At 39.2% G+C, this 25,253-nt stretch carries 21 protein-coding genes and 3 pseudogenes; 16 read left to right on the top strand and 8 right to left on the bottom strand.

The genetic code is table 11. The annotated features are described in order from the left end of the window. The first annotated feature begins 259 nt into the window (after positions 1-259). The 3 genes and pseudogenes from MSKOL_RS05880 to MSKOL_RS05870 all read left to right on the top strand — a co-directional run. A complete protein-coding gene (locus tag MSKOL_RS05880) occupies positions 260-544 on the top strand; it encodes a hypothetical protein (protein ID WP_082091043.1) in 285 nt (94 codons plus the stop codon). Between the two features lie 187 nt (positions 545-731). Further along, positions 732-1,706, top strand: a complete 975-nt coding sequence (locus tag MSKOL_RS05875) for an acyltransferase family protein (RefSeq protein ID WP_048154310.1) — start codon at positions 732-734, stop codon at positions 1,704-1,706. 40 nt (positions 1,707-1,746) lie between these two features. Continuing rightward, positions 1,747-1,952: pseudogene (locus MSKOL_RS05870) on the top strand (IS4 family transposase); the annotation flags it as partial. An 82-nt stretch (positions 1,953-2,034) separates the two neighbouring features. Here the strand turns inward: MSKOL_RS05870 and MSKOL_RS19165 are convergent. Then, positions 2,035-2,211: a 4Fe-4S binding protein gene (locus MSKOL_RS19165; protein WP_082091042.1), complete on the bottom strand. Its 177-nt coding sequence runs from the start codon at positions 2,209-2,211 to the stop codon at positions 2,035-2,037. A gap of 434 nt (positions 2,212-2,645) precedes the next feature. Between MSKOL_RS19165 and MSKOL_RS21575 the strand changes: the two are divergent. Further along, positions 2,646-2,765: pseudogene (locus MSKOL_RS21575) on the top strand (IS701 family transposase); the annotation flags it as partial. Between the two features lie 317 nt (positions 2,766-3,082). Continuing rightward, a complete protein-coding gene (locus MSKOL_RS05865) occupies positions 3,083-4,663 on the top strand; it encodes a PKD domain-containing protein (RefSeq protein ID WP_052725358.1) in 1,581 nt (526 codons plus the stop codon). 229 nt (positions 4,664-4,892) lie between these two features. Here the strand turns inward: MSKOL_RS05865 and MSKOL_RS05860 are convergent, their stop codons facing one another. Next, positions 4,893-5,396 carry an amino acid-binding protein gene (locus MSKOL_RS05860; RefSeq protein WP_048119286.1) on the bottom strand — a complete coding sequence of 168 codons (504 nt, stop codon included), beginning with the start codon at positions 5,394-5,396 and terminating at the stop codon, positions 4,893-4,895. Positions 5,397-5,553: 157 nt separating this feature from the next. Between MSKOL_RS05860 and MSKOL_RS05855 the strand changes: the two genes are divergently transcribed. The 3 genes from MSKOL_RS05855 to hisE all read left to right on the top strand — a co-directional run bounded on the left by MSKOL_RS05855 (position 5,554) and on the right by hisE (position 8,209). Next, complete coding sequence (locus MSKOL_RS05855; protein ID WP_048154307.1) at positions 5,554-6,360, top strand: YkgJ family cysteine cluster protein; 807 nt, start codon at positions 5,554-5,556, stop codon at positions 6,358-6,360. 160 nt (positions 6,361-6,520) lie between these two features. Next, a complete protein-coding gene (locus tag MSKOL_RS05850) occupies positions 6,521-7,807 on the top strand; it encodes a 3-isopropylmalate dehydratase large subunit (RefSeq protein WP_231592619.1) in 1,287 nt (428 codons plus the stop codon). 87 nt (positions 7,808-7,894) lie between these two features. Next, a complete protein-coding gene (hisE, locus tag MSKOL_RS05845; protein WP_048119275.1) occupies positions 7,895-8,209 on the top strand; it encodes a phosphoribosyl-ATP diphosphatase in 315 nt (104 codons plus the stop codon). Positions 8,210-8,508: 299 nt separating this feature from the next. On the opposite strand, the gene MSKOL_RS05840 is transcribed toward hisE, so the two are convergent. Further along, positions 8,509-9,384 carry a CBS domain-containing protein gene (locus tag MSKOL_RS05840; protein WP_048119272.1) on the bottom strand — a complete coding sequence of 292 codons (876 nt, stop codon included), beginning with the start codon at positions 9,382-9,384 and terminating at the stop codon, positions 8,509-8,511. 360 nt (positions 9,385-9,744) lie between these two features. On the opposite strand from MSKOL_RS05840, the gene MSKOL_RS05835 reads away from it, so the two are divergent. The 4 genes from MSKOL_RS05835 (at position 9,745) to MSKOL_RS05820 (ending at position 16,170) form a co-directional block, all read left to right on the top strand. After that, positions 9,745-10,746 (top strand): NOG1 family protein, encoded by a 1,002-nt coding sequence (locus MSKOL_RS05835; protein WP_197078842.1) that lies wholly within the window; start codon positions 9,745-9,747, stop codon positions 10,744-10,746. 791 nt (positions 10,747-11,537) lie between these two features. Further along, entirely contained in the window at positions 11,538-12,965 is a 1,428-nt protein-coding gene (locus MSKOL_RS18680) for a hypothetical protein (RefSeq protein ID WP_052725357.1), read from the top strand. Between the two features lie 492 nt (positions 12,966-13,457). Then, positions 13,458-14,828 carry a rhodanese-like domain-containing protein gene (locus MSKOL_RS05825; RefSeq protein WP_048154301.1) on the top strand — a complete coding sequence of 457 codons (1,371 nt, stop codon included), beginning with the start codon at positions 13,458-13,460 and terminating at the stop codon, positions 14,826-14,828. Between the two features lie 157 nt (positions 14,829-14,985). After that, positions 14,986-16,170, top strand: coding sequence for a DUF1015 domain-containing protein (locus MSKOL_RS05820; protein ID WP_048154298.1), 1,185 nt, complete (start codon positions 14,986-14,988; stop codon positions 16,168-16,170). A 711-nt stretch (positions 16,171-16,881) separates the two neighbouring features. Here MSKOL_RS05820 and MSKOL_RS05815 read toward each other — a convergent pair. Then, entirely contained in the window at positions 16,882-17,154 is a 273-nt protein-coding gene (locus MSKOL_RS05815; protein ID WP_048154295.1) for a DUF1294 domain-containing protein, read from the bottom strand. Between the two features lie 198 nt (positions 17,155-17,352). Here MSKOL_RS05815 and MSKOL_RS05810 point away from each other — a divergent pair, with 198 nt between their 5' ends. Then, entirely contained in the window at positions 17,353-18,420 is a 1,068-nt protein-coding gene (locus MSKOL_RS05810; RefSeq protein ID WP_048154292.1) for a YbhN family protein, read from the top strand. A gap of 149 nt (positions 18,421-18,569) precedes the next feature. On the opposite strand, the gene queD is transcribed toward MSKOL_RS05810, so the two are convergent. Beyond that, positions 18,570-18,941, bottom strand: coding sequence for a 6-carboxytetrahydropterin synthase QueD (gene queD, locus MSKOL_RS05805; protein ID WP_048119255.1), 372 nt, complete (start codon positions 18,939-18,941; stop codon positions 18,570-18,572). 278 nt (positions 18,942-19,219) lie between these two features. Beyond that, positions 19,220-19,729 carry a serine protease gene (locus tag MSKOL_RS05800; RefSeq protein ID WP_231592474.1) on the bottom strand — a complete coding sequence of 170 codons (510 nt, stop codon included), beginning with the start codon at positions 19,727-19,729 and terminating at the stop codon, positions 19,220-19,222. A 217-nt stretch (positions 19,730-19,946) separates the two neighbouring features. Between MSKOL_RS05800 and MSKOL_RS20965 the strand changes: the two genes are divergently transcribed. Together MSKOL_RS20965 and MSKOL_RS05795 are read left to right on the top strand one after the other, a co-directional pair. Next, positions 19,947-20,084, top strand: a complete 138-nt coding sequence (locus MSKOL_RS20965) for a hypothetical protein (RefSeq protein ID WP_231592472.1) — start codon at positions 19,947-19,949, stop codon at positions 20,082-20,084. A gap of 583 nt (positions 20,085-20,667) precedes the next feature. After that, positions 20,668-21,018, top strand: a complete 351-nt coding sequence (locus MSKOL_RS05795; protein WP_048119253.1) for a DUF2173 family protein — start codon at positions 20,668-20,670, stop codon at positions 21,016-21,018. Between the two features lie 583 nt (positions 21,019-21,601). Here the strand turns inward: MSKOL_RS05795 and MSKOL_RS20960 are convergent. Then, positions 21,602-21,829: pseudogene (locus MSKOL_RS20960) on the bottom strand (hypothetical protein); the annotation flags it as partial. A 378-nt stretch (positions 21,830-22,207) separates the two neighbouring features. On the opposite strand from MSKOL_RS20960, the gene MSKOL_RS05790 reads away from it, so the two are divergent. Beyond that, on the top strand, positions 22,208-24,868 hold the full coding sequence (locus MSKOL_RS05790) for a calcium-transporting P-type ATPase, PMR1-type (protein ID WP_048154289.1): 2,661 nt from the start codon (positions 22,208-22,210) through the stop codon (positions 24,866-24,868). On the opposite strand, the gene MSKOL_RS19845 is transcribed toward MSKOL_RS05790, so the two are convergent. Further along, positions 24,834-25,010 carry a hypothetical protein gene (locus tag MSKOL_RS19845; protein ID WP_156150978.1) on the bottom strand — a complete coding sequence of 59 codons (177 nt, stop codon included), beginning with the start codon at positions 25,008-25,010 and terminating at the stop codon, positions 24,834-24,836. The two genes, MSKOL_RS05790 and MSKOL_RS19845, sit on opposite strands and share 35 nt — an antisense overlap. Positions 25,011-25,253: the final 243 nt, after the last annotated feature.

Below are 25,253 nucleotides of genomic sequence, written 5' to 3'. Positions count from 1 at the left end.
AGGTTATAGAGACATAACAATTCAGGATGTATCAATAAAGCCTGTAAACACCAACTGCAGGATAGAGATTTTTAATTCTCCTTCTGAGCACAAAACATATGCAGGAAAATTACCACAAGGTATCAAGGGTGAATTTGGTCCCAGGATCAAGTCTCTTATAATAACTCTTAATCATGTTGCTAATGTTTCAGAGCCAAAAATACATGAATTCCTGGAAAATATTGGTGTTCATATATATAAAGCCACTATTTCTCGAATCTTGACAAAAGATATTGATCTCTTTTATCAGGAGAAAACCGAGATTTTTCTGGAAGGTCTTAAAACTACGCCTTATCAGCAGATTGATGATACAGGTGCAAGAGTCAATGGTATCAATTATTATACTCAGATTCTTTGTAATCCTCATTATACTGCTTATTTTACAGTTCCAGATAAGGACCGGAAAACCATTTTAGATGTGCTTTTGTGTGGAAAAGAAAAAACGTACTGCTTTAATGCTGAAGCATTTGATATGATGAAAACATTTAATGTTTCTAAAAGCTGACTGGAAAAGCTCTCTTCTTTAAAAACAAAATATTCAGTGACGAGGAAATGCGTCAAAAACTTGATTGTATTTTTTTGCATGGTAGAAAAACTACCAGGAAGAAGGTTCTTGAAGCCGGTAGAATTGCGGCCTATCTTTCCGCTCAATTTGAAGAGGATACATAAGATCACATGGAGATAATATATAAATGGTTGCCGAGCCTACAATAACAGTTAAAGAGCATTATTCTGGGATAGATATCCTCAAAGGAATTCTTGTAATTATTGTTATTATCGGTCATGTTCTCACCGGCAGCCTGAACAACAACATTGTAAGGTATATAATCTATGGTTGTCACATTCCATTATTTTTATCGGTCTCAGGGTTTCTAATCCGTAAAGAATGGATCAAACAAGTATCTATCAAAAAACTATATAAAAAATATCAGTATAGGATGCTCACTCCTTGGCTATTTGCTTCAATTACATACATTGTTATTACAGGAACAGTTTCATTCAACACACTTATTGACATTTTTTTTCGGCCGTATTTCCATTTATGGTATGTCTTATCCTTATTTATAATGATAATTATATTGTGGATAACATATAAGCTACATACCCCCAACTGGTTCATTCTGCTTGGTAGTTCCCTCATATCCCTATGGTGGCTCTATTTTTTCTTTTTGGGGAAATATCCAATTTCCGGCCCTAATCAACCTAATCCTTTATACTACCTGGGAGATATGAGGACTTACGCATATTTCCTATTCTTTTATCTGGGCCATATTGGAAATAAATATCAAAATAAACTCGGTGGAATGCACATACTACCCGTTGCGGCTTTTACCGGTTGCATTTATATATTCAATTTTTTTGACAAACTGCCTGCGATAGTTGTGGCAGGATCTTTTATCGTATTAAACATCTCGCTAGCCCAATACTTATTAAATTATGTTGTTAAACTAAAAGTTAAAAAAATAAGATTGTTACAACCTATCGGAGTGCATAGCCTGTCTATATATCTCTGGCATGACATGATAATACTGACCACAAAACACTTTATAAGTAAATATGCAGATAAATCAATATATTACACAATAACTTTCTTGTCTCTTGGATTATTTATTTACCTCATCATTTCAAAAGGGCAAAAATCCGGGTACTTTCCCGACGAAAGATAGTTTTTGTTTTTAGCGTTGCAGGCAATGAACCCTCTGGACCTTGCAGCGTACACTTACCGGTTTGAAAAGAGATATGAAAAAGAAGCAAATAAAACCCTAAGCGACAGCAACTGGTACTATCGGTTCATTCCTGAACTTGTTGAGTTTCTTCATCAGTGTGTTATTCACGGCATAGAGGAGCTTGCAAAAGATCCTGGAAGAAAACACAGCAAAAAGCTCGAAAATTTTCAGGATTTTCTCATTCAGGTTGGTTAATATATTAACTTCGACAACTTGATCTTGGCTTGTTTTTAGAGTAGCCCACGCATTCATATAAGTTTTTAGAGTTTTATATGATGGTAATTGCCCCATGTACGCATACATCTAAACATACGCCGCAGTCATTGCATTTATCTTCAATCACAAATGAAACATCATCGTCATTGAGGGAAATTGCACATGCAGGACATTCGCCTATACAGCTTCCACAACTAGCGCAGGATTCGGGATTAATTTTTGCTACCATGTCTTTTTACTCCCTATTTTATCAGTATGTTAATTCATTCACTGAATTTTATGTAAAGACAGTTGTAGGTTCTGGTAGTCTGAAGGCTAAATTAAATTTTCAGTAAGCACAGATGGCATCAGGTATTTGTATATCCGGAAACCCATTTCCTTATTCTGACTTAATAATATAAAAATTTATACATTTTATTAATCTTCGAATATTCTACTGTCAGCAGGTGAGGAAATGATAAAATTAGAATATCCTTACATGGACAGAATGAGGCTCTTAGTTATTCCCTGTGGATATGATGATTTTCAATTCGAGATCGCATTGGTTTTTATGAAGACATTATGAGGATAGCCACACAAAAAAACGAAGAGCCGAAAACTTCGAATTTGTTTCTTTATATTGTTTCTTTATAGAATCATTCTACATTACAAGATACGAGTAAAATAGCAATCTACTGTTGTAAGCGTTCCAATGACCAGTTTTTAAGCCATTTCATCTCAAATTCCCCCTGGCCTTCTACAAATCTCATCAAATTTGTTAGAACAAAAACCATTGACATGAATGAACCAAGAAACCCCTTCCTCAAAACTCTGAGCTTTGCGAAGAGTTTAGGAAGGGGTAGTTCACACCTGACCCTGTAATCTAAATTCATAAATTAGAGAAAGTTTATACAAGATTTTAATTTTACATCTAACTATAGAATTTTAGTTACGTGGTTGTTTGAACACAAAAATCTGGAAAGCCTCATTTTTCCAAATAAGTTTTTTTAAAAGCTTTTAATTAAAATTTCTATTTTTCAATATTTTTTTTAATCAACAATTTTATATGTATCCTTTTAAAAAATAATTCTGTAAATTCCTGGATTGAAGTGTGGGTTAATATGACAAAAATTCGAACTCTCAGGCGAGTCTGCTTATTTACAATATTTCTGGTTTTGGTTCCTATTTCAGAAACCTGCGCAGCAGAAAATATTTATGTTTCCCCAAGAGAATCAATTCAGGAAGCAGTAGATAATGCCTTGCCAGGCGATACTATCTTTGTGATGCCCGGAGAATATAATGAAAGCGTTCAAATCAATCAGGATAACCTAACAATAATCTCGGACTCAAAAACTCCTTACAATACAGTTATTACCGGAATGGATAAAGAGAGTGACGTATTCAAAGTAGTTGCCAGCAATGTGACAATCAGCGGTTTCTCAGTAACCAACAGTAAATGTGGAATTTACCTGAATGGTGCTCAAAACTGTATCATAAATAACAACATTATATCGGAGAACAAAATCGGGATCTGTCTGTCTAAGTCAGAAAATAACACCCTGAGCAATAACTCAGTAACTTCAAACGCCGATTGTGGCATCAAGTTGCTTACCTCTTCAGGCAACACGATATACAATAATTTCTTTAATAATACGAATAATGCCAGGGACGATAAACTCAATACCTGGAACCGGACCTCGGGCAACTGCTGGAGTGATTATACAGGTCAGGATGTGGACTCAGACGGTATTGGCGATACTGAATATGCCGTAAATCGCCTCACAAAGAATATGGACTACAGGCCGTTGATGAATTTCACTCCTGAACTTCCCGTGATGCCAGAAGCAATTTTTACTTCCAACGTGACAGTAGGATACGCGCCTCTTACGGTCGAGTTTACAGATATCTCAGAAAACGCCAGCTCGCTGTTGTGGAGACTTGGAGACCAGGAGGTTTCGAACTCGTCTAATTTTTTACATACTTTTGTCACTGAGGGTAATAATAAGGTTATCCTGAATGTCACGAACGAGAATGGCAGCGACTCTACTAATGTGACCATAAATGTTTTAAAAGCTCTTGACCCCTCAGTTCCAATACTTCCTGAGGCTAAATTCGGTGCCAATGTGACAACCGGGTACGTTCCGCTTACCATTCAGTTTTATGATTTTTCTGGAAATGCTGATTCGCTTTCCTGGAACTTTGGGGATGGGAAGAAGTCTTGTTGCCCGGGACCAAAACATACTTTCTGCTGCCCGGGAAATTACACCGTTTCCCTTACGGCAAGAAATGATAATGGCAGTTCTTCAGCCTGCGTTGTTATTCAGGTACTGAACCAGACAAACAAGTCATCTGCCGAAAATACTGTTATTCCGGAAGATGCCGCATACATTGTTAATCCAAAAGATACTGGAGATTCAGGCTCAAGCCGCAGAAACGAGAGTATGAGTGCCGAGGAATTTCTGAACCGGAAAAGTCTTGAGCCTGTTGAGAACTTTGTTATGTACTTTACTGGAACCCGGACGCTTGCAGATGTGGAACCATCGGTAGAGTACAAAATCCTCAGACTTGCGGATTCTGTTAAAAATTTTATAGAAGACTCAGCATCCATAAGTAAAGTAAGAAATATTTCTACGCATGCTATGTTTCTTGGATTCCTTGGAATAGCTCTGGGACTTTCCGTATTTAGAAGGGGAAAAAAATAAGTTAATGTTCACAGTTGATATTCACAGTTGATATTCACAATTGATATTCACAGTTGATATTCACAATCGATATTCACAATCGATATTCACAATCGATATCCACAATTGATATTCACAGTAAACTCAAGGAAAGAACTTTTCTCAATTTCAATTGAAAAAACAGTCTCTTAAGTGGAGTTTCCAATCTCGCTTCCATTTTGTTATGGTATCCTACTTTCTGGTAGAAGGTTCAGTAAATGCTTACTCCTTTGACTGAGGGCAGTTCCAGGATTTTGTCCACGAGTTCTCCAGGAACTTTCTTGTCGGTAATGATTGTAAGTCTTGGGTTATCAGTTAGATATGGGTCATCCGAGACAGCCTGGCGGATGCTTACCTTGCTTCCTGAAATCAGGCCTGCAACCTCCGCAAGGATGCCCACGTCAGCGGCATCTTCCGGGATAATAATGATTACTCCCAGGCCAAGAGAAGGAGCTACGTCTCTGAGGAAGGGGATGGAATGAACATTTTTAAAAATTCTGCTCAGAAGCTCGTCTGAAATAATGGTCTTTGTAGTTGCGTCGACTACTCTCCGGTCAACGCCTGCTTCTTTTGCAAGCTGGGTATGCGCGATCTCAATACTCCCGGAGGTGACCTTCCCTTCTTCATTTACCTGAAACCCGCGTTCAAAGAGCAACTTAAGCACTTTTGCCTGTGCAGGATATTTTTCAAACTTTTTGAGTAATGTCTGCCACATATAAACTTAAGTTTAAACTGGGTTCCCTGATATATAGTTTCTTATTATGGTCCGTTGTCAGTAAGGTAAAGGTTCTTCAGGATGAGATTTCCAAATATTCCTGGCGTCAATTGCAGTTTGCGTTAATTTGATGTACCAGCAGGGCACGAGTATTTGCATGGAAGCTTCCAGCACAGACAATAAGCCGGAGTTCGAAAAAACAAGTTATCAGCAACTTCTTATTGTCGATCTCAAGAAAGAAATAGAAATGGCTCGCAAACTTGACTCCGAAAAGCTTGCATCCGAAATCCAGAAAATCGGATTCTCCTGCCAGCATTGTGGAAAATGCTGCAGGCGGGCTTTCGGGGACAACAGAGTAGCGGTGATTCCTTCCGAAATTGAAAGAATCCGGGAATATACCGACCTCTCAAAACTGGAAGTTGCAGGACCGTTTGTGACTGAGGACTCTATCCCGGATGGGGAAGAGGAATCTGAAGAAGAACGTCCGGAAACTTCATTCGAGGCATTGGAAGAAAACGAAGAGTCTTTTTCTCCTGACCGTCTTGAATATTTTGAAGATTATATCGATTGTGAGGGCAAGGTACATGCCTTTGGATGGATTCTCAGGCGGAAGAGGAACGGAGATTGTATTTTTCTTGAAAGAGACACGTACAAATGCCGGATCTATCCCGTGCGCCCTATGCTCTGCAGCACTTATCCTTTTTATATCGAAGAGCTGAAATTACAGACCTGCGAATGTGAAGGTCTTGGATCCCCTATTTCTATAGAAGATAGCCGAAAAATGGCAGAGAATCTTCTTTTCAGATATATTTCGGAACTTGGGGATACGCTTGACCTGTATGAGAATTTTGTGGATTTCAGAAGAGGTGAACAGGGCCTCAAGCTTGCAAAAAAGAGCCTGGAAAATGGCACATTTACCTTTATAGTTCACGACAGCAAAGGAAGCACCGAAATTAGTGGTTAAGAGCAAAAATTGGCAGACCTTCAAATTTTACCAGTTAAAATGCTCTTGTGTTAGAAAACTCCGTTTTTACATAAGCTTGAAAGATTTTTTAGTTTTTCTCGACCTGTATCATCAATTAAATTTATTTATTAGAAAGAGCCAGTTATTCCCCATGACCGGGATGTCTGGTAATGAAAGTTGTCCGATGACCGTTTCGGAAAAGATCTTTTCGAAAGCCTCCGGAAGTCCCGTAAAAGCCGGGGATTTCGTACTGGCAAATATAGACCTCGCAATGACTCACGACATTACAGGTCCGCTAGCAGTCAAAGGCTTCTATGAGATTATGAAGGGCAAAGAAGAGAAGAACGTATGGGATCCAAAGAAAATAGTGATCATATTTGATCATCAGGTTCCTGCGGACTCCATCAACGCCACCGCAAATCATATTATGCTCCGAGAATTTGCTGAAGAACAGGGCATTTTAAATTATGATGTATACGAAGGAGTTTGCCATCAGGTTCTTCCCGAGAAAGGGCATGTCCTGCCAGGAGACCTTATCGTTGGCTCGGATTCGCATACATGTGCTTATGGTGCACTCGGTGCGTTTTCTACAGGTATAGGGTCTACGGATATGGCAGCCGTTTTTGCTACTGGCAAACTCTGGTTCAGGGTACCTGAGACTTTCCGCTTTGAGGTGGAAGGCAACCTGCCAGATCGTGTTTACTCCAAAGATCTTATCCTCCACCTGATAGGCGACGTAGGAGTAGAAGGGGCCAGGTATATGGCAGCCGAGTTTGGAGGTTCAACAATTCACTCTCTCTCGATTCCCGAACGTATGACTATGTCCAATATGGCAATCGAGATGGGTGGGAAGGCAGGAATCATCGAAGCTGATGAAATAACTGCAAACTACCTCAAAGAGCGGATTATGTATTATGAGTTCGATCCATATTGGAAATCCGATGAAGATGCAAAATATGTGGGAGTTAAGCACTACGACGTATCTGACCTGGAACCCCAGGTAGCCTGCCCTCACCATGTGGATAATGTAAAACCCGTAACCGAGGTAGAGGGTACGAAACTTGACCAGATATTTGTGGGTTCCTGCACGAACGGCAGATTCGAAGACATTAAAATCATGGCTGATATCATGGGCGATGAGCCAGTAGCCAGGGGTGTTCGTCTGCTTGTAGTTCCTGCTTCAAGAACTGAGTACCTGAAACTCTTGAAAGCCGGGTATATAGAAAAGCTCATGAATGCAGGTGCAATCGTAGAATCACCGTGCTGCGGACCCTGTATGGGTGGCTCTTTCGGCTTGCTTGGCGCAAGAGAAGTGGGCCTTGCAACCTCGAATCGTAACTTTAAGGGCAGAGAAGGAAGTCCCGAATCTTTTGTATATCTGTCTTCCCCTGCGACTGCAGGAGCATCAGCCCTTACCGGAGAAATCACTGATCCAAGGAAAGTTTGAAAATTTCCTGTATTTACTTTTTTGGATATTTTTTCTCTGTTTGAATTTTTAAAAATGTTTGTCCGTGTTAATTAAACAGGTGTTAAAATGCCGGATGCTGACCTATCAATCTTAAACAGGGTATATGAAATCATACTGGACCGAAAACAGAACTATGACGAGCGCTCATATGTCTGCAAGCTTTTGAACCATCGTAAAGGTATGAACAAGATTCTTGAAAAAGTAGGCGAGGAATCAATTGAAACAATCCTCGCAGTCAGGAATGAAAATCATGCAGAGATCGTTTCTGAAAGTTCAGACCTTATTTTTCATCTTCTGGTAATGCTTGCGGCAAATAATGTTACCCTTGATGAAATCGCAGCCGAGCTCAGTGCCCGACATGAAAGCATGAAAAGGGATTGAAGACCTGGAGGTTTTTACCTCCTGGTTTGAGAACCCGGATAATTCGATATTTTATATACATCGAGTTTTCCAGCTATTCTACTACCTTCTACTACACTATTCTACTACCTTCTACTATCTTCTAATGAATTTCATTAACTTTTACGAACTTTTACTAACTTTTACTAACCTGTAATAACCTTTACTAACTTATTTGGCATGAAAGTTCTTTCAAGCACTTTCATTTCTTTGTGCCTGTGATTATAAGAATTTCATGTGCATTTCTTTTCATTTAAAGGGCCACAAAAAACCTTAATTTTTCAATATACTGCCAGTTCATTCAAAACATCGGTTTTTGACAGTGTGCCTTTGGGCACTCCATTAATGGTTACGATGAGCCTGCCTACGTTATACTTATGAAAGAGTTTTACAACGTCGTAGAGCTGCATATCACCATCAACCGTGATAAGTTCTTTTGTCATGATATCTTTGACTTTTACATTGGGTTTTCCCTGAGCAATAGCATGGGCAATATCGGTGTAGGTAACGATTCCTATGATTTTTCCTTTATCTTCTACAGGAGCTCCATGAACGTTATTCCGGATAAAAAGCCTCGTTGCTTCCTGGATACTTGCATTGAGATTTACAAGCAAAGGGGGATACTTCATATAGTGTTTGACATGTTTTTTAGGAAGTGAGATCATTTCCGTAATGTTGAACAGAATTGAATTGTTAGTGTCATCTCTTCCTGTAACTTCTCCACGGATTATCAGACGGTTTACAGGCGTGGGGCCTACCTGGAGCTTATCGTCCATTATGAAATCTTTTGTGTTTCCAATTACGCGGACGACTCCACTACAGGCATCCGGACTCCTAACCGTAGTAAAACTAATATCGGCAGCTGTAGCTCCACTAACTAACGCATTGTTCCTGTAAAGGGGAACTACGGACTCATTTTTCAGTTGTTGGATTCTTAATGCGTCATATGCTGCCCCTGTGGGCTTATAGCCTCCTTTTGGCCCTGGTACTCCCTCTACAAGACCAAGGGCCTTTAACAATTGCATCTGATTGCGGATAGTTCCAGGATTACGCTTGATTACCTCGGCTATTTCTTCTCCCTTTATTGCCCGGTCCTTTTGCCGCTGAAGGTTGATTAATGCAATAATAATATCTTTTTGAATCGGAGTAAGTTCCATATTACCACCATTAGTTTCATATACCTTTATAAGAATGATGTACAAAATCGATAAATAGATAATGTAAGCTGACGCATATATTTACCATAATTAATGATTATAAATCTTATTACAAATTAATGTTACAAATATAAATACAGTCCGGTTCTGCTTTAAATATTTACCTGGTTTTTCATTTTAGATCAGTTTATCACCAGATTTTATGATTATAAATTCAAAGCCGAGCAATAAATTTTCTCTCAGGGAATCGCCTTCAGGAATCTCTGTGAGACTCTCGCTTGCGAATTTATTTTGCTAAAAATACTTCGTCTATAATAACGTTTATATAACTTAGCAGAGTCCCCAGAGGGTTAGAACATAATGATCTTTGAGAAAATTCATACCGTCCCTACTTCCGAGGAATTAATCAATAAAGCCTTTAAACGGTCAGCGCGAGCTATGTCCGGGAAAACCATAGATAGCAGGGAAAGCCGATTAAGGGCCAATGAATCCATGCTGCTGACAGCTGCAAACATTCTGACGGATAATCTTGCAAACATAGTAAGGCGATTCCCAAGTTTCGAACAATTACCTAGATTTTATTATGAACTCACAGACATCCTTGTAGGCGTAGAAAAACTCAAGATGTCCCTTGCATCCGCGGACTGGGCCAGCAGGAAAATTCATGAGATTTCAAGAAGCTATGTTGGAAAAATTAGAAATTCAGATCTCCCGGAGCCTATCCGGAAAGAAGCATTTGGAAGGCTTGCTTCGATTATCAAGTCAATTAACAAGGATCTTCTCTTCCTGAACGAAGCCCGAAACATCTTGCGGAAACTTCCTGATGTGCAGGATGAGCCCACAATTGTAATTGCTGGCTACCCGAATGTAGGAAAGTCGAGTTTCGTCTCAAAAATTACAGGTGCAAGCCCTGAAATCGCTCCATATCCATTTACGACAAAAGGCGTAACAATCGGGCATTTCATGCAGGACGGTGTGCGTTATCAGGTTATGGATACTCCAGGACTTCTTGACCGCCCGATGTCCGAGAGAAACGATATCGAAAAGCAGGCAATTACCGCGATTCATTACCTCGACGCGGTTGTGATGTTTATGATTGATCCCAGTGAAAGCTGTGGATACGAAATCGAAGCTCAGAAACACCTGCTTGCAGAAATTCGAGAGAACTTCAAACTTCCCCTGCTTGTGGTCTCAAACAAGGCTGACAGGTCCGAGTTTAAGAAACTGGATGAAGTGGAATTTAATATTTCCACAGTTACCGGAGAAGGAATTGAAGACGTAATGAACAGGCTCATGCAAATGATCGAAGAAAAACGCCTTTCCACTTCTTCCGAAGAGCTGGATACCGAACCAGCAATCTGATCCAGCCAATTCATTATTCAAGTCCCGGTGCTCTAGTCCTCCCGTCTCGGGAGGAGGGGCCCTTTTTTCTGATTTCGCTTGCTCAAGATGGTTGAATTATCCAAGTTCCGTCTCAGAGTACGGTTCCTTTTTTCTAATTTCTCTTGCTCAAGATGGCTGAATTACCCGAGTTTCGTCTCGGGAGTAGAGTCTTTTTAATTTATTCTGGTTCCTCTCCAATTTCAAACGAACAATAGAATTTCATTCAAATTTAAATTGAATTTTCTATTCGCACTTTATTTATCCATACTGAAATCTCACCTCATCAATGGTGAAAATCCTACCCATTTTCCAGTGCAAAAATACAGTTTATTGAAGTTATGTTGCCTTCAAATACCGTTTTTACCATTGACTTATTGATTGATTTGTTTCCTTTTGTCATAAAAAAGAATTTATTTTAATAAAATTAAAATTTTATTGTTTTGCACGATTTAAAGTAAATCTGAAGAGACCAGAAAATAATAAAAAGTCTCTTCTGAGTTAAAATTCAAAGTTTTTGAGAAACAAACTCAGTGCAGATTTGCGAGCTCCATTGTAATTTTCATAAATATTTGCAAGTTCCATAAATACTTTATAGGGGGACATATAATGAAATTATATACATTATAAAAAATGTTCATCCCCTCTGATAAATTAAAAATTATAGATTTACGGCACAGGAGTCTTATACTGCTGGTTTGCAGGAGATTGGAGAACCTGAGTGTATCGATTAGAAATGTATAATTCCTCACCAGAAGAAAGGAGCCAGAAACATGAGTAAAAGTACAGCATTGAAGGCAGCATCCAAGTTTTTTAGTTTATTGCTTTGCCTGATATTATTACCAGTTGCGTTTGCTCAGACAGAAGAGCTTAACGGAACAGTTACCTACGAGAACGGAACTTACGAAAGTAATATAGTTCCCGGACTGGAAGAGGCTTACGGCAATTACACCGTACATGATATAAAACCAAACTATTATTCGATATATCTCATGCAGGGAAAAAGTGAAACTTTCAATGTCAGCTTCAGGAACGAAGGTAATGAAACACTTGACATAACCCCGAAAGTTGTAGCTCCATCTAACGATTACTATGATGTTGTAAACGAAAGCTGGATTACGATTTCACCTGAAAACGTAACTTTAAGCCCTGGCGTAGAGCAGAACTTTACCATTGATGTAAGTGTTCCCGAGGATGCGGAAGGTGGAGAGTATGAAGCCCAGATAGCCTTCACAAATGATACTTATCCAGAAGAATACGATGCTCCTGTATATATCCAGGAAACTGCTGAAGGATATAGTGATTCTACATCAGATGAAGGGTATAGTGATTCTGTTTCTACTGAAGGGTATAGTGATTCTATCTCTGCTGAAGGATATAGTGATTCTACATCAGATGAAGAATATATATACCCTAGGTATGTCAATGCAATGCACCTTTGGGTCTCAGTCCCTGTCAATCCGAAACTTGAACTTCAGACAAGTTATGTTTCTGACACCGTTGAGCCTGGACAGGAATATATATACGCCATAAAAATTAAAAATGTAGCAGGGAAAGATGTTACTATCGATCCGAAGGTAATGAGATACGAAATATATGACTATTCATTTGACGAATCCGCTTTTAGTGATGATATAATAGAGATCTCCGCACCTTCAACCATAAAAGCCGGTGAAATTGCTAATATGACCATCAGGGTACCAGTCCCAGAGAGTGCGAGCGGGAGTTATGATGCTTACATCGAAATGAATGCTGATGGGAAAGAGAATGACGGATCCGTCCCACAAATTAGCCTGAGCTTTACGGTTGATAAACAGCCTAAAGTCCCTTATGTAAAAACCTTTAATACCACAACGGCCGACCCGATAACAATTGAAGTTTCGGCTGAAACTTCTGACCAGGGTGCATCTGTACGTATCTCCCCTGAAAAGGAGGAACCAGGTTTTGAAATAAACCTGACATGCAATTCCAACCCTGTTAATCTATCCCTTGTAAAAACCGTTGATAGTAGTGCCGTATACTCTCAAGGATACATCTTCCCAATATGGGCAACGGAAACTAGTTCAAGCTATCAGAGTGGCAGCAGGAAATATACCGAAACGTATAGAGCAGCCGGAGCAATTGGAACATGGGAACTTACAATTCTCCCGAAAAACACAAACAATTTTGACTATTCAATAACTGTCGGGGAGTCAGAGTAAAAACCCAAACAAAAAAACAGAAAATGAGGTTTGAAATGGAAAAAGTTAAGAGAAGCTGACAGGACTGGTTTTTAGTTATTTCAGGTTCTGCTGCTGCTCTTTAATTTTTCACATTTTATATTTTTACAAATAGATTTTTACTTACTTTTTATATTTGTATTTATATTTAGATTTAGATTTAGATTTCCTTTTGCCATTATATTTGTATATTACATTGGAATTTTACTTTCTGTATACCTATATGAAAGGTTATATTTTTCATAAAGATATGAGTATGTTTTTTTCATAAATATGAGCTCTTCGTCATTCCTACGGATAAGATGATTTTCAATTAAGATCGCATTGGTTTTTATGAGAATATTATGAGGATATCCACACAAAACAACGAAGAGCCAAAATAGAAATATACGGTTATATAATTAGATAAAGAGAAATCTGCAACAGGCAGAAATTTATTTCATAAAACATAATATAGAGCTGAGGGGGCTTAGCTTGAAATTTGAACGCATTAAATCTGAAGGTCTGGCTCATCTTTCCTATTTCATTGGTTCGGAAAATGAAGCCATAGTTATCGACCCTCGAAGAGACTGTCATGTCTATGCCGAGCTTGCCAGAAGAGAGGGTATGAATATAAAATATATTTTTGAAACCCACAGAAATGAAGACTATGTAATTGGTTCCCTGGAACTGAAGAAACTTACAAATGCAGAGATTTATCATGGTCATGGAGTAGATTTCAAATACGGGAACTACGTGAATGAAGGTCAGAAGGTCGATTTCGGCTCAATGAGATTGACGGCTTTACACACTCCGGGCCATACCGATGAGAGTATGTCCTACGTCCTGACCGACCTTGATACAGGAAAAGAGCCAGTAATGGTTTTTACAGGAGATGCCCTGTTTGTAGGCGATACCGGGAGGACCGATCTCTATGGCCCAGAGAAAGCTCCAGGGCTGGCAGCAAACCTCTATGAAAGCATATTTAATAAAATCCTTCCCCTGGGAGATGGAGTAATACTATGTCCTGCGCATGGTGCAGGCTCGGTTTGTGGGGGAGCTATCGCCAAACGTGACTACAGTACGCTTGGACTTGAGCGTGTACAGAATCATGCTCTGCAAAAAACAAACAGGGAAGAATTTATCAAGTTCAAACTTGAAGAGCAGCTTGATTTTCCTCCTTACTTCAAGAAAATGGAGCAGTACAACCTGCAAGGACCTCCTCTGCTGCAGGACCTGCCAGTTCCGAAGCCGCTTTCACCCGTGGATTTCAGGAAGGAAATGGAAAAAGGGGCAGTGGTCGTTGATACGCGCATGCCTCACTCTTTTGGAGGAGCGCATATAAGAAACTCCTATAGCATCTGGCTCGGAGGAGTACCTTCATTTGCTGGCTGGTTTCTTCCTTATAATAAACCCATAATCCTCGTGCTGGAGGAAAAAGAGCAGCTTGAAACCGCTGTAAGGTATCTGGTCCGTCTGGGTTATGATAATATAGCGGGTTTTTTGAATGGCGGAATTTCAGCCTGGTATATGAAAGCCTTACCTGCAGACGGACTTAGTTTTATATCGGTCCACGATCTGAAGAATAAACTGGAGAAGCAAGAGGAGATGACACTACTGGATGTGAGGAAGAAGAAGGAATGGGATGAAGGGCACATCCAGGGAGCCAAAAATATATACGTTGGAGAGCTTGAAGAAAATCTGGATAAGGTCTCAAAGGACTCTCAGGTAATTGTTTATTGTGACAGTTCCAGGCGTTCCAATATAGCAGCTTCGATCTTGAAAAAGCATGGTTATAATAATGTATATAATGTGCTTGGCAGCATGACTGCATGGAAAAATGCCGGATACGACACAGTAAAATAAACTTTTTTGTAAGCTCACTTTTATGAATTCACTTTTATGAATTCACTTTTATAAACTTATTTTTTCTTAGAGCTGTGCACTCAAAAAGGAAATTTGGAAATCTACTCAAAAAAGGAATTTAGAAATCTTTATATTCTCTCTCTTTTTTTAACATACCATGGTTTTACATGTTCCACGCATTCTTCTTCCTAAAGATAATTGGGAAAAGTGGGCAGTGATTGCCTGTGATCAGCACACTCAGGATCCGGAATACTGGAAAAGAGTTGAAGAATTTATTGGAGATATCCCTTCTACTTTAAATTTAATTTATCCGGAAATATATCTTCCGCTAGATGAAAATCGAGTAAATAAGATTCATAAAACCATAAGTAACTACAAAAAACTTCTCGTTGACCAGGGCCCCTGTTTTATTCTCGTAAGGCGTTTGGTCTCAGGTAAGGAAAGAACAGGACTTGTTGCTGCAATAGACCTGGAAGAATACCAGTTTAACGGATCCGATTCGTTTATCAAACCAACGGAAGGCACTATTAAAGAAAGGCTTCCTGCAAGAGTCAGGATAAGGGAAAACGCAGAACTGGAACTATCGCATATCTTAGTGTTATATGATGATCCTTATTTCTCGGTTATCCCCGGAAACCCTGATGACTTTGTTTGTGAAGATAACAAGGTTTATGATTTTGATCTGATGGAAAACGGCGGCCACATCAAGGGTTACAGGATCAGTAATGAAAAGATAATTAAAGAAATTTCGGAAAAAATCCTTAACCTGGGAACCCTTCTTGTCGGCGATGGAAACCACAGCCTTGCTGCTGCAAAGAGCTTTTGGGAACAAATTAAAGGGACCGCACCGGACGATCATCCTGCAAGGTATGCAATGGTCGAGCTTGTAAATGTTCACGACCCAGGGCTTTCCTTTGAACCTATTCACAGGGTCGTAAGCGGAATTGAGCCTGAAGAACTGCTCAAAAAATTCAATGCAAGGATCGAAGAAACCAGTACCTCTCCCTCAAATGCCGATTTCCCGTCTGCAGGACATTCAATAGGGTTTATTACAAAAGATAGGTCTGATGTGCTGATTTTTGATAATCCCGTTTACGATCTTGAGGTCGAAACCCTTGACGAGATAATTGGTAATTATTCAATCGAATATGAACATGATCCTGAAGTCGTGGAAAAACTTGGAAAAAAACAGGGCAATATCGGCTTCTTCCTGCCCCCATTAAAAAAGAGCGATTTCTTTTCTCTAATTAGAAAGAAGGGGGTTCTTCCAAGAAAATCATTTTCCCTTGGAAAAGAAAACGAGAAGAGGTATTATATCGAAGCCAGAAAGATTGTTCCATAAGTCTTCCTGTCATATACTTAAGTTTTCTTTTACTTCAGTTTTTTTTTACTTCAGTTTTCTTTTACTTCAGTTTTCTTTTACTTCAGTTTTCTTTTTACTTGAGGTTTTGCCATTTTTCACATAATCCCTTTATTTCCGCTAATATTTAATAAAATAGCTTATTTCTTTAAAAATTTATATAATAATTACTTAAAATCCGTTTAATTCTTTGTTTTTATCTAAAGTTGGAGTTGGAGTAATAAATAGCTTATTAATTAGGAAATAAACTTTATTTGAGCTTTCAAAACATAATAAATATTTATGTTTTTATGCAAGTTATAAAAATAAATTGCAATAAATTCTAATTTTGAAAGTAAATGTAATATTATATCAATTTTTGAACTTAACGCGTATTCAAAGATATTTTGAAGTATTATTTTAAAGGCTTAAAAAGTAATTTTATGCCAAAATACTTGATTTTAATATATTTTTTAGATTTTAGAGCATTTTTATCAATTTTGGCAGAGCCTCACTTCAGTTTTTCGGCTCTTCGTCATTCCCTGTGGATAAGACGATTTTCAATTCGAGACCGCATTGGTTTTTATGAAGACATTATGAGGATATCCACACAAAACAAAGAAGAGCCAGTTTTACTTTTTCGGACTTTTCTTTATTTTCCTTTAATCAAGGGGACAAAGAAATTACTAACAACATAGAGAGATCTCTTCAATTTTAGAGATTGATCCAGAGCACTAACAGGATGTGAATTCCTGCAAATGCAGGCACCAGGAATCTGAAAATCGGCTTCTGGGTTTTGTGCCTGAATTGCTGCATTCCAAGGAGTGCACCGATTGGTCCAAAGAAAGAAACTATCAACAGGCTCTGTTCTGAAATTCTCCATTTATCCCTTCTTGCTTTAAATTTATCAATTCCATACAGGGCATACGAAGCTGCATTAATAAGAGCATAAATAATGGGAAAAAGAAGATATACAGTCTCTGTCATGGGAAATAATTCTCCCTAATAATAATTAAAGGCTGTGAAATTTTACTTGATTATACTTATTTGAAAAAGATAAATATAATTACAGTATTAAATAAATTATAAATAAGTGACTGCCCAGATGTATAGCCGTATAAAATGTGTCTGATAGTTTGTGGGATAAAATTTTCGAATGAGAACGTATAGTATTGAGGATTTTAAATGAGTACAGGCTGGATCGAAGGTAAATCAGGGAATAAAAGCGAGAACAATGTCCACAGAAGTCTGCTATCTCCCCCACCCCTGGTCTTAAAAGTAGGCCGCTACTTTCCAACGCTTATCCTTATAGGGCTTGCTGTTAACCTTATTCTTCCGCAGCTTGCTTCGGTTGAAACGTCTGCGCATGTTATCAAAACAATGATTCCGTGGGCTGTGCTACTGGCTGCCCTTGGCCAGGTTGTCAGTTACCTGGGAGCGGGTTTTCTTATGAATTCCATTGTAGCAAGAGTAAAACAGACAATCCCGATATTAAAAGGATCTATAATAACGCTTGCAGCTTCAAGTATAGGCATGCTGGCAGGGGGTCCTTTCGGAAATGCTGCAGCGACTTATCGATGGGCACGGAAATATGGTATTAGTGCCGAAGGAGCTGGGCTTGCTGGTACCCTGCCCACTATCTTCAACAATACGATCTTGACAGTACTGGCTATATCTGGAATTCTCCATCTTCTGATAGCCCATAGCCTTTCTTCAGTGCAGTTTTTTGCCTTTATTCTAATCCTCACCTTACTTGGCCTGGGCTTTGCAGCAGTACACTGGGGATTAAAAAACAGGACAGCTTTCACACTTATTGTTGTCAGAATAGCAGCTTACTTTGCTCGGCTCTTGCATAAATCCTACACGCCTGCTCCAACTCAGGCTTCAGTAAGCCGAATTTTTGCAGCCCTTGAAACTTTAAGCAATGGAGGCTGGGAGCGCCCGCTTCTTGGGGCTGTGATTTTTACGAGTTTTGATATGCTGACCCTTTATTTCTTCTTTATAGCCGCAGGGTTTCCTGTAGGGTTTGAGATCCTGGTCGTTGGGTATGGGCTCCCTATTCTCTTAGGAAAAATAGCTTTTCTCCTGCCAGGAGGAATAGGCGTTGTGGAGAGTTCTATGGCTGCTCTCTATACAGGCCTGGGAGTGCCTGGTTCAATTGCAGTTGTTGTTGTACTCAGCTACAGGGTATTTTCTTTTTGGATCCCAACAATAATAGGGTTTCCAATAGCGTTTTATCTGCAGAGAACATGAATACAACCAGTAGCGCCGATTCAAAGTTATATTGTATAGCAGATATTATTGTTGTATCCTGAAATGAGTTCGCAGATTCAGAACCATTTGAGAGTTCAATATACGTCTGCCCAAAGAGATAATGACTAGATGACTGACCTTTAAAAGAATTACGTTAAATATGTTGCACAGGCATTCTCCGATTCCCATGCTGTGACACTGGTAACCCTGATTTCTGGATTCTGTATCATGGTTTGAAGGGAGGTTGCTATGTACTGGGCAATGTTTTCCGAAGATGGTGGATTGCTGTCATTAAAGTATTCAAGCTCATTTAAAAAGTTGTGATCCAGTCTTGTCATGATTTCGGATACATTCTGTTTTAATTCTCCAAAGTCCACAAGTACTCCGGCTTCATTGAGTTTTTCGCCAGCCACACAAACTTCGACCTTCCAGTTGTGTCCGTGCAGGTTTTCACACTTTTTGGCCACCATTTTAAGCTGATGGGCTGCTGCAAAATGGGTAACAACTTTTAACTCAAACATAGTTACTAAATCTCCTTGTTGAACTTATGATACAGTTACTTGATAAATAGTTTTCCAAATTTGTCGATATTTAAAAAATATGATAAAAAGCAACTTTTGCAGCAACTTTTGAAGCTTCAAAAGCCCTGGGGTACTTGATGAGAAAGTAAAAAATCAAATTGCGGGCGAACACCTCACCCTAAACATGCTGTCCGCCAATTCAGTTTCAGAGAGAAAGCACGGAAAAATAAAGTATCTAAAGCCTTTAAATCAAAAAATAAGGAGTTTTATAGTTGTTACTAGTAATAATTTTTTATTTTTTGCAGGCTGCGTAGAATCTTCGATGAAACCGCGATTCCCATGCATGTATCCAGGGTTGTTGAGGTCATCATTCCTATTACCTTTTCTCCCTGCAGGACAGGAGTGCCGCTATCCTCAGGATCAGGCATATCATGGCACTGGAAGCCCAGAAAAAGCAAGGAAGCTCCAGAATTAGCCACCCTGCAGTAATTAATAGTGCGAGTATCGTTAACAAGAACAGCTAGCTCCAGCTCGGCCGGACTGCCAAATTCCGTGATCTCAACCGCAGTGTCAGAGGGAAGCTTTATCAAGGCTATATCGTAGCCTTTTAAAATTCTTGTAACAACGAGTTTCATTCCGTCAACTGTCAGATTGTCTCCTTCACCCCGAAATATATGAGAAACCGTAACCATGTAAGGTAATCCTTTGAGTAAGATAACCGCACCAGTAGTACAGCGCTTTCCATTGTGAAAAAAAGAACTACCTGCTTTTATCATAAGCTCCGTCAACCTGCAGATTTTCCCTGGGGATGTTTATGTTATTTCCGTTTTTACATTAAATAGTGATTTAATTATATTTAGTGTTATATATTTGGATGAGCATTTGCTTGTTGCCTCCTGCTAGAGAATACTGGAAAATTTAGTTTTGTTCGCTCTTAGTTTGGAGTGCAGAGGATGAGTTCTCAAGAAAATCAACAAAAAAGTGTTGAATGTTTCATATTCCAATATGCTAATTAGAGAAACTATGGTTCTCGAAGACAACTTTACATTACATGAAACAAAATGCAAAAATGATAAGCTTCTCACTCTTAACAGCCAGATTTCAGAAAGAGTTCAAACCTGGGGAAAATCTGGTTTTGGATGAGCTCAAAAACAAAATGAACAAATTCTAATTGGAATTACAATAACATTACAATAACAAACGTGCATTTCGACCTTTTGCCCCCGTTGAAATCTTCCGTTACCTTTCTTCCCGAAGCTTAATTTGAGATAAGCTTAATTTGAGATAAGCTTGATTTGAGATAAGCTTAATTTGAGATAAGCTTAATTTGAGATAATATATGCAGATTTTCTATTTATTCTCCAAAAGTTATAACAAGAAAAATGTTATTTTTTGAAGATATCTGAGGGGGGTCGGTTTAAATTAAATTTTCAATTTTCTTTTTTTAATTTGATATTTTTATATAATATCATGCCAATCCCTTCTTATTCCTTTACGCAAAAAACAGGCCTGAAGGAATTACTATCTTGCTGAACTGAACATTATTCACTGAACTGAGTGAGTCATGCACAGAGGCATGAGGAAAAGCCTGCATATATATAAAAGCAATTTAAAGGATAAAACAGGAATTTAGGAAAATCCTGAGATTTAGCAAACAATTCACGGTATAAGTTCACAGGCATAGACAGCTGATTGGCATATACTGAATTTAGTTGGGGGTTAGTATATGATTGTACAGGAATGCAATTTATCGTTAGATGAACTTCTGAAGTTTGACGGGGTAATGGCAGCCGGGATTTTCAGTCCCGAAGGAAAGCTTGTGGAGTATAAGTCAAGAGATGAAATGCCAAAAGAAATGGCCGAGATGACTGCAAAATTCTGCGGAGCCGTGAACCTGATGTTCGATGCTCTGGCCAGCGCTTACACGCAACTCTACAAGATGAACTGGGTACCTCAGCAAAACTGGATGTACAGCGGCGGAGACTGGACCGTTATGATCTCGGGAACGAGAGGGGTTTTTGTTGATAAGTCAAAAGCGGATTTAAAGAAGCTCTTTATGGCTCTGGGAATGTGTTAATGCCTTAATATTATTAATACCAAAACACACATGATATTCTTAATAACAGGCACAAAGAAATGAAAGTACTTTTCACCCATCCTTTTTTGACTATTGATCTCGTCATACCTTGAGTAGTAAGGTTTTCCTAACCATGGTTTTTTTCTTGCCTGAAAGCTATCGATTTTGCATTAGAAGCCGTCTTTAAACTTTTGCCTTTTACATGAAATCGATACCATATCCCCCATGTTCCATTTTGGAATCTATTACAATATTTAATAAATGTTTAGAAAATTGACGCAATTTGTCATGATTCCTCACTTAACCGAAGACACAATGTATACGGACCTCGATAAACGATTTCCTCTAATGCGGTTAATTTGTGCGGAAATACAGGTTCAAAACTCTTTTCAAAAAACAGGCGGGAACAACTAACTTTATTAATTATTTTCGCATTATACTCTGAGGGGGTGAAATATGTCACGTACTAATTTATGGGAAAACTTCTGGGATATAATGGGTGCGTTAATAATAACGATCATGATATTAATTGGAATTGCCAATTTATTATGAATTAAAACTTGCCCCATTTCTTATTTTTTGCTCATCTTCCAACATTCTGAGAAGTAGTACATTCAGGAAAGTGATTTTCTTTACTTATTTTATAAATATGTAGTCTCCATCTAGCGGGTTTATCTTCCTTCAATACTTTACCATTCTTGAATGATTTTATTGACGTTAAGTCTTCTCTTGTCATTTTTCAGTAATATTCTGTTGTGCTTCTATATGGAGTAGCTGGAGGGAAAAGCAATATTTGCAACCAATGTTTGTTTTTTGAAAGAATGTATCCTCTTCAAATTCAATGGAGAATTTTCCAACTCAAAAAAATGTGCAACAATTTTATCATACAGTTATGAAGTTTAATGCGTTGTTTGGTATTGTGATTCAGACTTACTCAGATTTTTAAAATTTTAATAAATAAATAAATAAATAAATAAATAAATAAATGAAATTTACTTTTACCCATACAATTTGAAGAGGATACCTTTAAGGACGTTCTCAGAAAATGAATATCATTATTAATTTTTTACATCCCAAGTTCTATATTCTATTAATATTATTACTACCTTGAATATTATATTTAGAACTGGCAAGTTATGGACGCTTTAAAATTAAAGCGATTGTCTGATTGACTGGAGATAAAGACTAGATGTATTATGATGAAGCCGCAGATGCGGTTCTAAAAACTCTGAACACATCCGAAGAAACAGGGCTGAGTTCGGAAGAGGCGGAAAAACGGCTTGAAAAATACGGAAAAAACGAACTTAAAGAAGAAGAAAAGACGTCAGTTGTAAAACTTTTTCTTTCCCAGTTCAAGAGTTTTCTGATTATTATTTTAATTGCTGCAGCACTGGTTTCCGCTTTTCTAGGGGAGTTTGTTGACGCTTTTGTTATCCTGTTTACTGTAATCCTTGCAGGCGTGCTCGGTTTTGTTCAGGAGTACAGGGCCGAAGAGTCAATCAAACTTTTGAAATCGTTGACCAGTCCTGAAGCCCTGATTTTGAGGGACGGGAAAGAGGTAAAAGTCCTTTCTTCCCTGCTTGTCCCGGGCGATATTTTGCTTTTGCAAGCAGGAGACAGGATTCCTGCTGATGCGAGATTGCTTGAAGCGCTCTCCTTGCAGATAGACGAATCCTCCCTTACCGGAGAATCCGTTCCTGTAGAAAAAAGCACCGCGATTTTCCCTCCTGAAACTCCGCAGCCTGACAGGAAAAATATAGCTTATACCGGAACCTCGGTCACTTACGGCAGGGGAAAAGCCGTTATTACGGCAACGGGCATGAGCACGGCTTTCGGAAAGCTGGCCGGGCTTCTTGAAGAAATTGAAAGGGAAAGAACTCCCCTTCAGGAAAAACTTGACCAGTTCGGGCGCTGGCTCGGGATTGCAACCCTTATAGTTGTGGCTTTTGTGGCTATACTCGGAATCATAGAGGGTTTTGATCCTTTTGAGATGTTCCTCTGGGGAGTTGCCCTTGCCGTTGCGGCAATTCCGGAAGCTCTTCCTGCAGTTGTGACAGTCGGGCTTGCCCTTGGTGTCCGAAGAATGGTAAAAAGGCATGCCCTTGTAAGAAAACTACCATCGGTAGAAACACTTGGCTCAACTAACATAATCTGTACCGACAAGACCGGGACGCTTACCCAGAACAAGATGACTGTTGAAAAGGTGTACGTAAACGGAACCCTCTTAAAAGTTACAGGCGAAGGGTACAAACCCACAGGAAATTTTTTCAATGGAGACAAACCTGTTTCTGAAGATATTCACCTTCACAGGCTACTGGCTACAGGAACCCTCTGTAACGATGCAGGACTGTTTGAGAACGAAGGTGTCTGGGATATCACAGGTGACCCTACCGAAGGTGCTCTTGTAGTCGCAGCAGCTAAAGAAGGCATCTGGAAAAAAGCCCTTGAGGAGAAACACGAGCGTAAAGGGGAAGTTCCTTTTTCTTCCGAGAGGAAGATGATGACTACCCTGAACAGTTCCGAAGATGGACTGTATGCATATTCCAAAGGAGCTCCTGAGGTCATTCTTGCTTCCTGTACGAAAATTTTCCTTGGAGAACATGAGGAAAAGCTAACCCCTGAAAGAAAGCAGGAAATCCTGAATGTTGTAAACGACCTGGCAAATCAGACTCTCAGGGTTATGGGATTTGCCTACCGCAAGGTCCCAGAAGACATCCTTCCTGAGGAAGCTGAAAAAGAGATGGTTTTCTCAGGGCTCACGGGTATGCGTGACCCACCAAGAGAAGAAGTAAAGGTTGGAATTGCCACCTGTACCAGTGCAGGAATCCGAACCATAATGATTACAGGCGACCACAAGACCACGGCTTTTGCGATTGCAAGGGAACTTGGGATTTTCCGGGAAGGAGACCTTGTCCTTACAGGTACCGAACTGGAGGCACTTGGCGATAGGGAATTTGAGGAGATCGTGGAGAAAGTTTCGGTCTATGCAAGGGTTTATCCAGAGCATAAGCTGAGAGTGGTTGAGGCTCTAAAGAAAAAAGGATATATAGTTGCAATGACCGGAGACGGGGTAAATGATGCTCCTGCCCTGAAAGCCGCAGATATGGGCATTGCAATGGGCATTACAGGCACGGACGTCAGCAAGGAAGCTTCGAGTATGATCCTGACTGATGACAACTTTGCATCTATCGTGTCAGCAGTCGAAGAGGGCCGGAATATCCTGAAAAACATTAAAAACTTTATTGCCTACGGTCTTACCTGTCACATAGGCCTTGTTATCATTGTCCTTGTAGGAGTGCTTGCCTGGCATACTCTGCCTGTCATTGCGGTCCAGATCCTGTGGATCAACCTTATAACAGATGGCCTGCCTCCAATGGCGCTTTCCATGGAAGCTCCTGACAGAGGGCTTATGAAGCAAAAACCAACTAAGGCAAAAGAAGGGCTCGTTTCCAGGAAAATGCTTACAGCAAGCCTTGGATTAGGAGCTTTGATTGCAATCCAGTCTATCTGGGTCCTTTATGAGTCTCTCAATAATGGAGTTTCCCTCCCAAAAATCCAGACTCTGATCTTTACCCTGGTGGTTATTTCCCTGATGTTCAACGCCTTTAACTGGCGTTCTGAGAGGTATTCGGTCTTCTCTCTGGGAATCTTTACTAACAGGTCCCTTATCTATGCCGTACTGAGCACTGTACTCCTGCAGCTTGCAGCGGTTTACGTGCCTATTATGCAGACGGCTTTCAGGACTGTTCCCCTCTCGCTTTCCGACTGGGCAATGATAATTCCACTGGCTTCGACCACACTTATAGCCATGGAGTTTATGAAGTATCTGGAATGGAGAACTCACAGGTAAAATCAAAAGAACAAAACAGTAAAACCAATAAATAGAGTTTGTTTTCAAGCATATCCTTTTTCTTTTTCATTTTCATTTTCTTTTTCTTTTTCTTTTTCTTTTTCTTTTTCATTTTCTTTTTCTTTTTCTTTTTCATTTTCATTTTCATTTTCTTTTTCATTTTCTTTTTCTTTTTCTTTTTCTTTTTCTTTTTCTTTTTCTTTTTCTTTTTCTTTTTCTTTTTCTTTAGATTACCAGACATTGAAGGCTTTTTTGACTTACTTTAATATTCAAACGCTCACTCACTTGACCACAGATGCTCGTTTGCTTGATCACAAACTCTCGTTCGCTCGATCACAAACGCTCACTCGTTTGATCCACCGCTTTGTCTGGATTTTGTGCATGG

The organism is Methanosarcina sp. Kolksee, assembly GCF_000969945.1.
GTDB lineage: Archaea > Halobacteriota > Methanosarcinia > Methanosarcinales > Methanosarcinaceae > Methanosarcina > Methanosarcina vacuolata.
The sequence above is the reverse complement of the archived record's forward strand: the minus strand, read 5'-3'. Positions and strand labels throughout refer to the sequence as shown.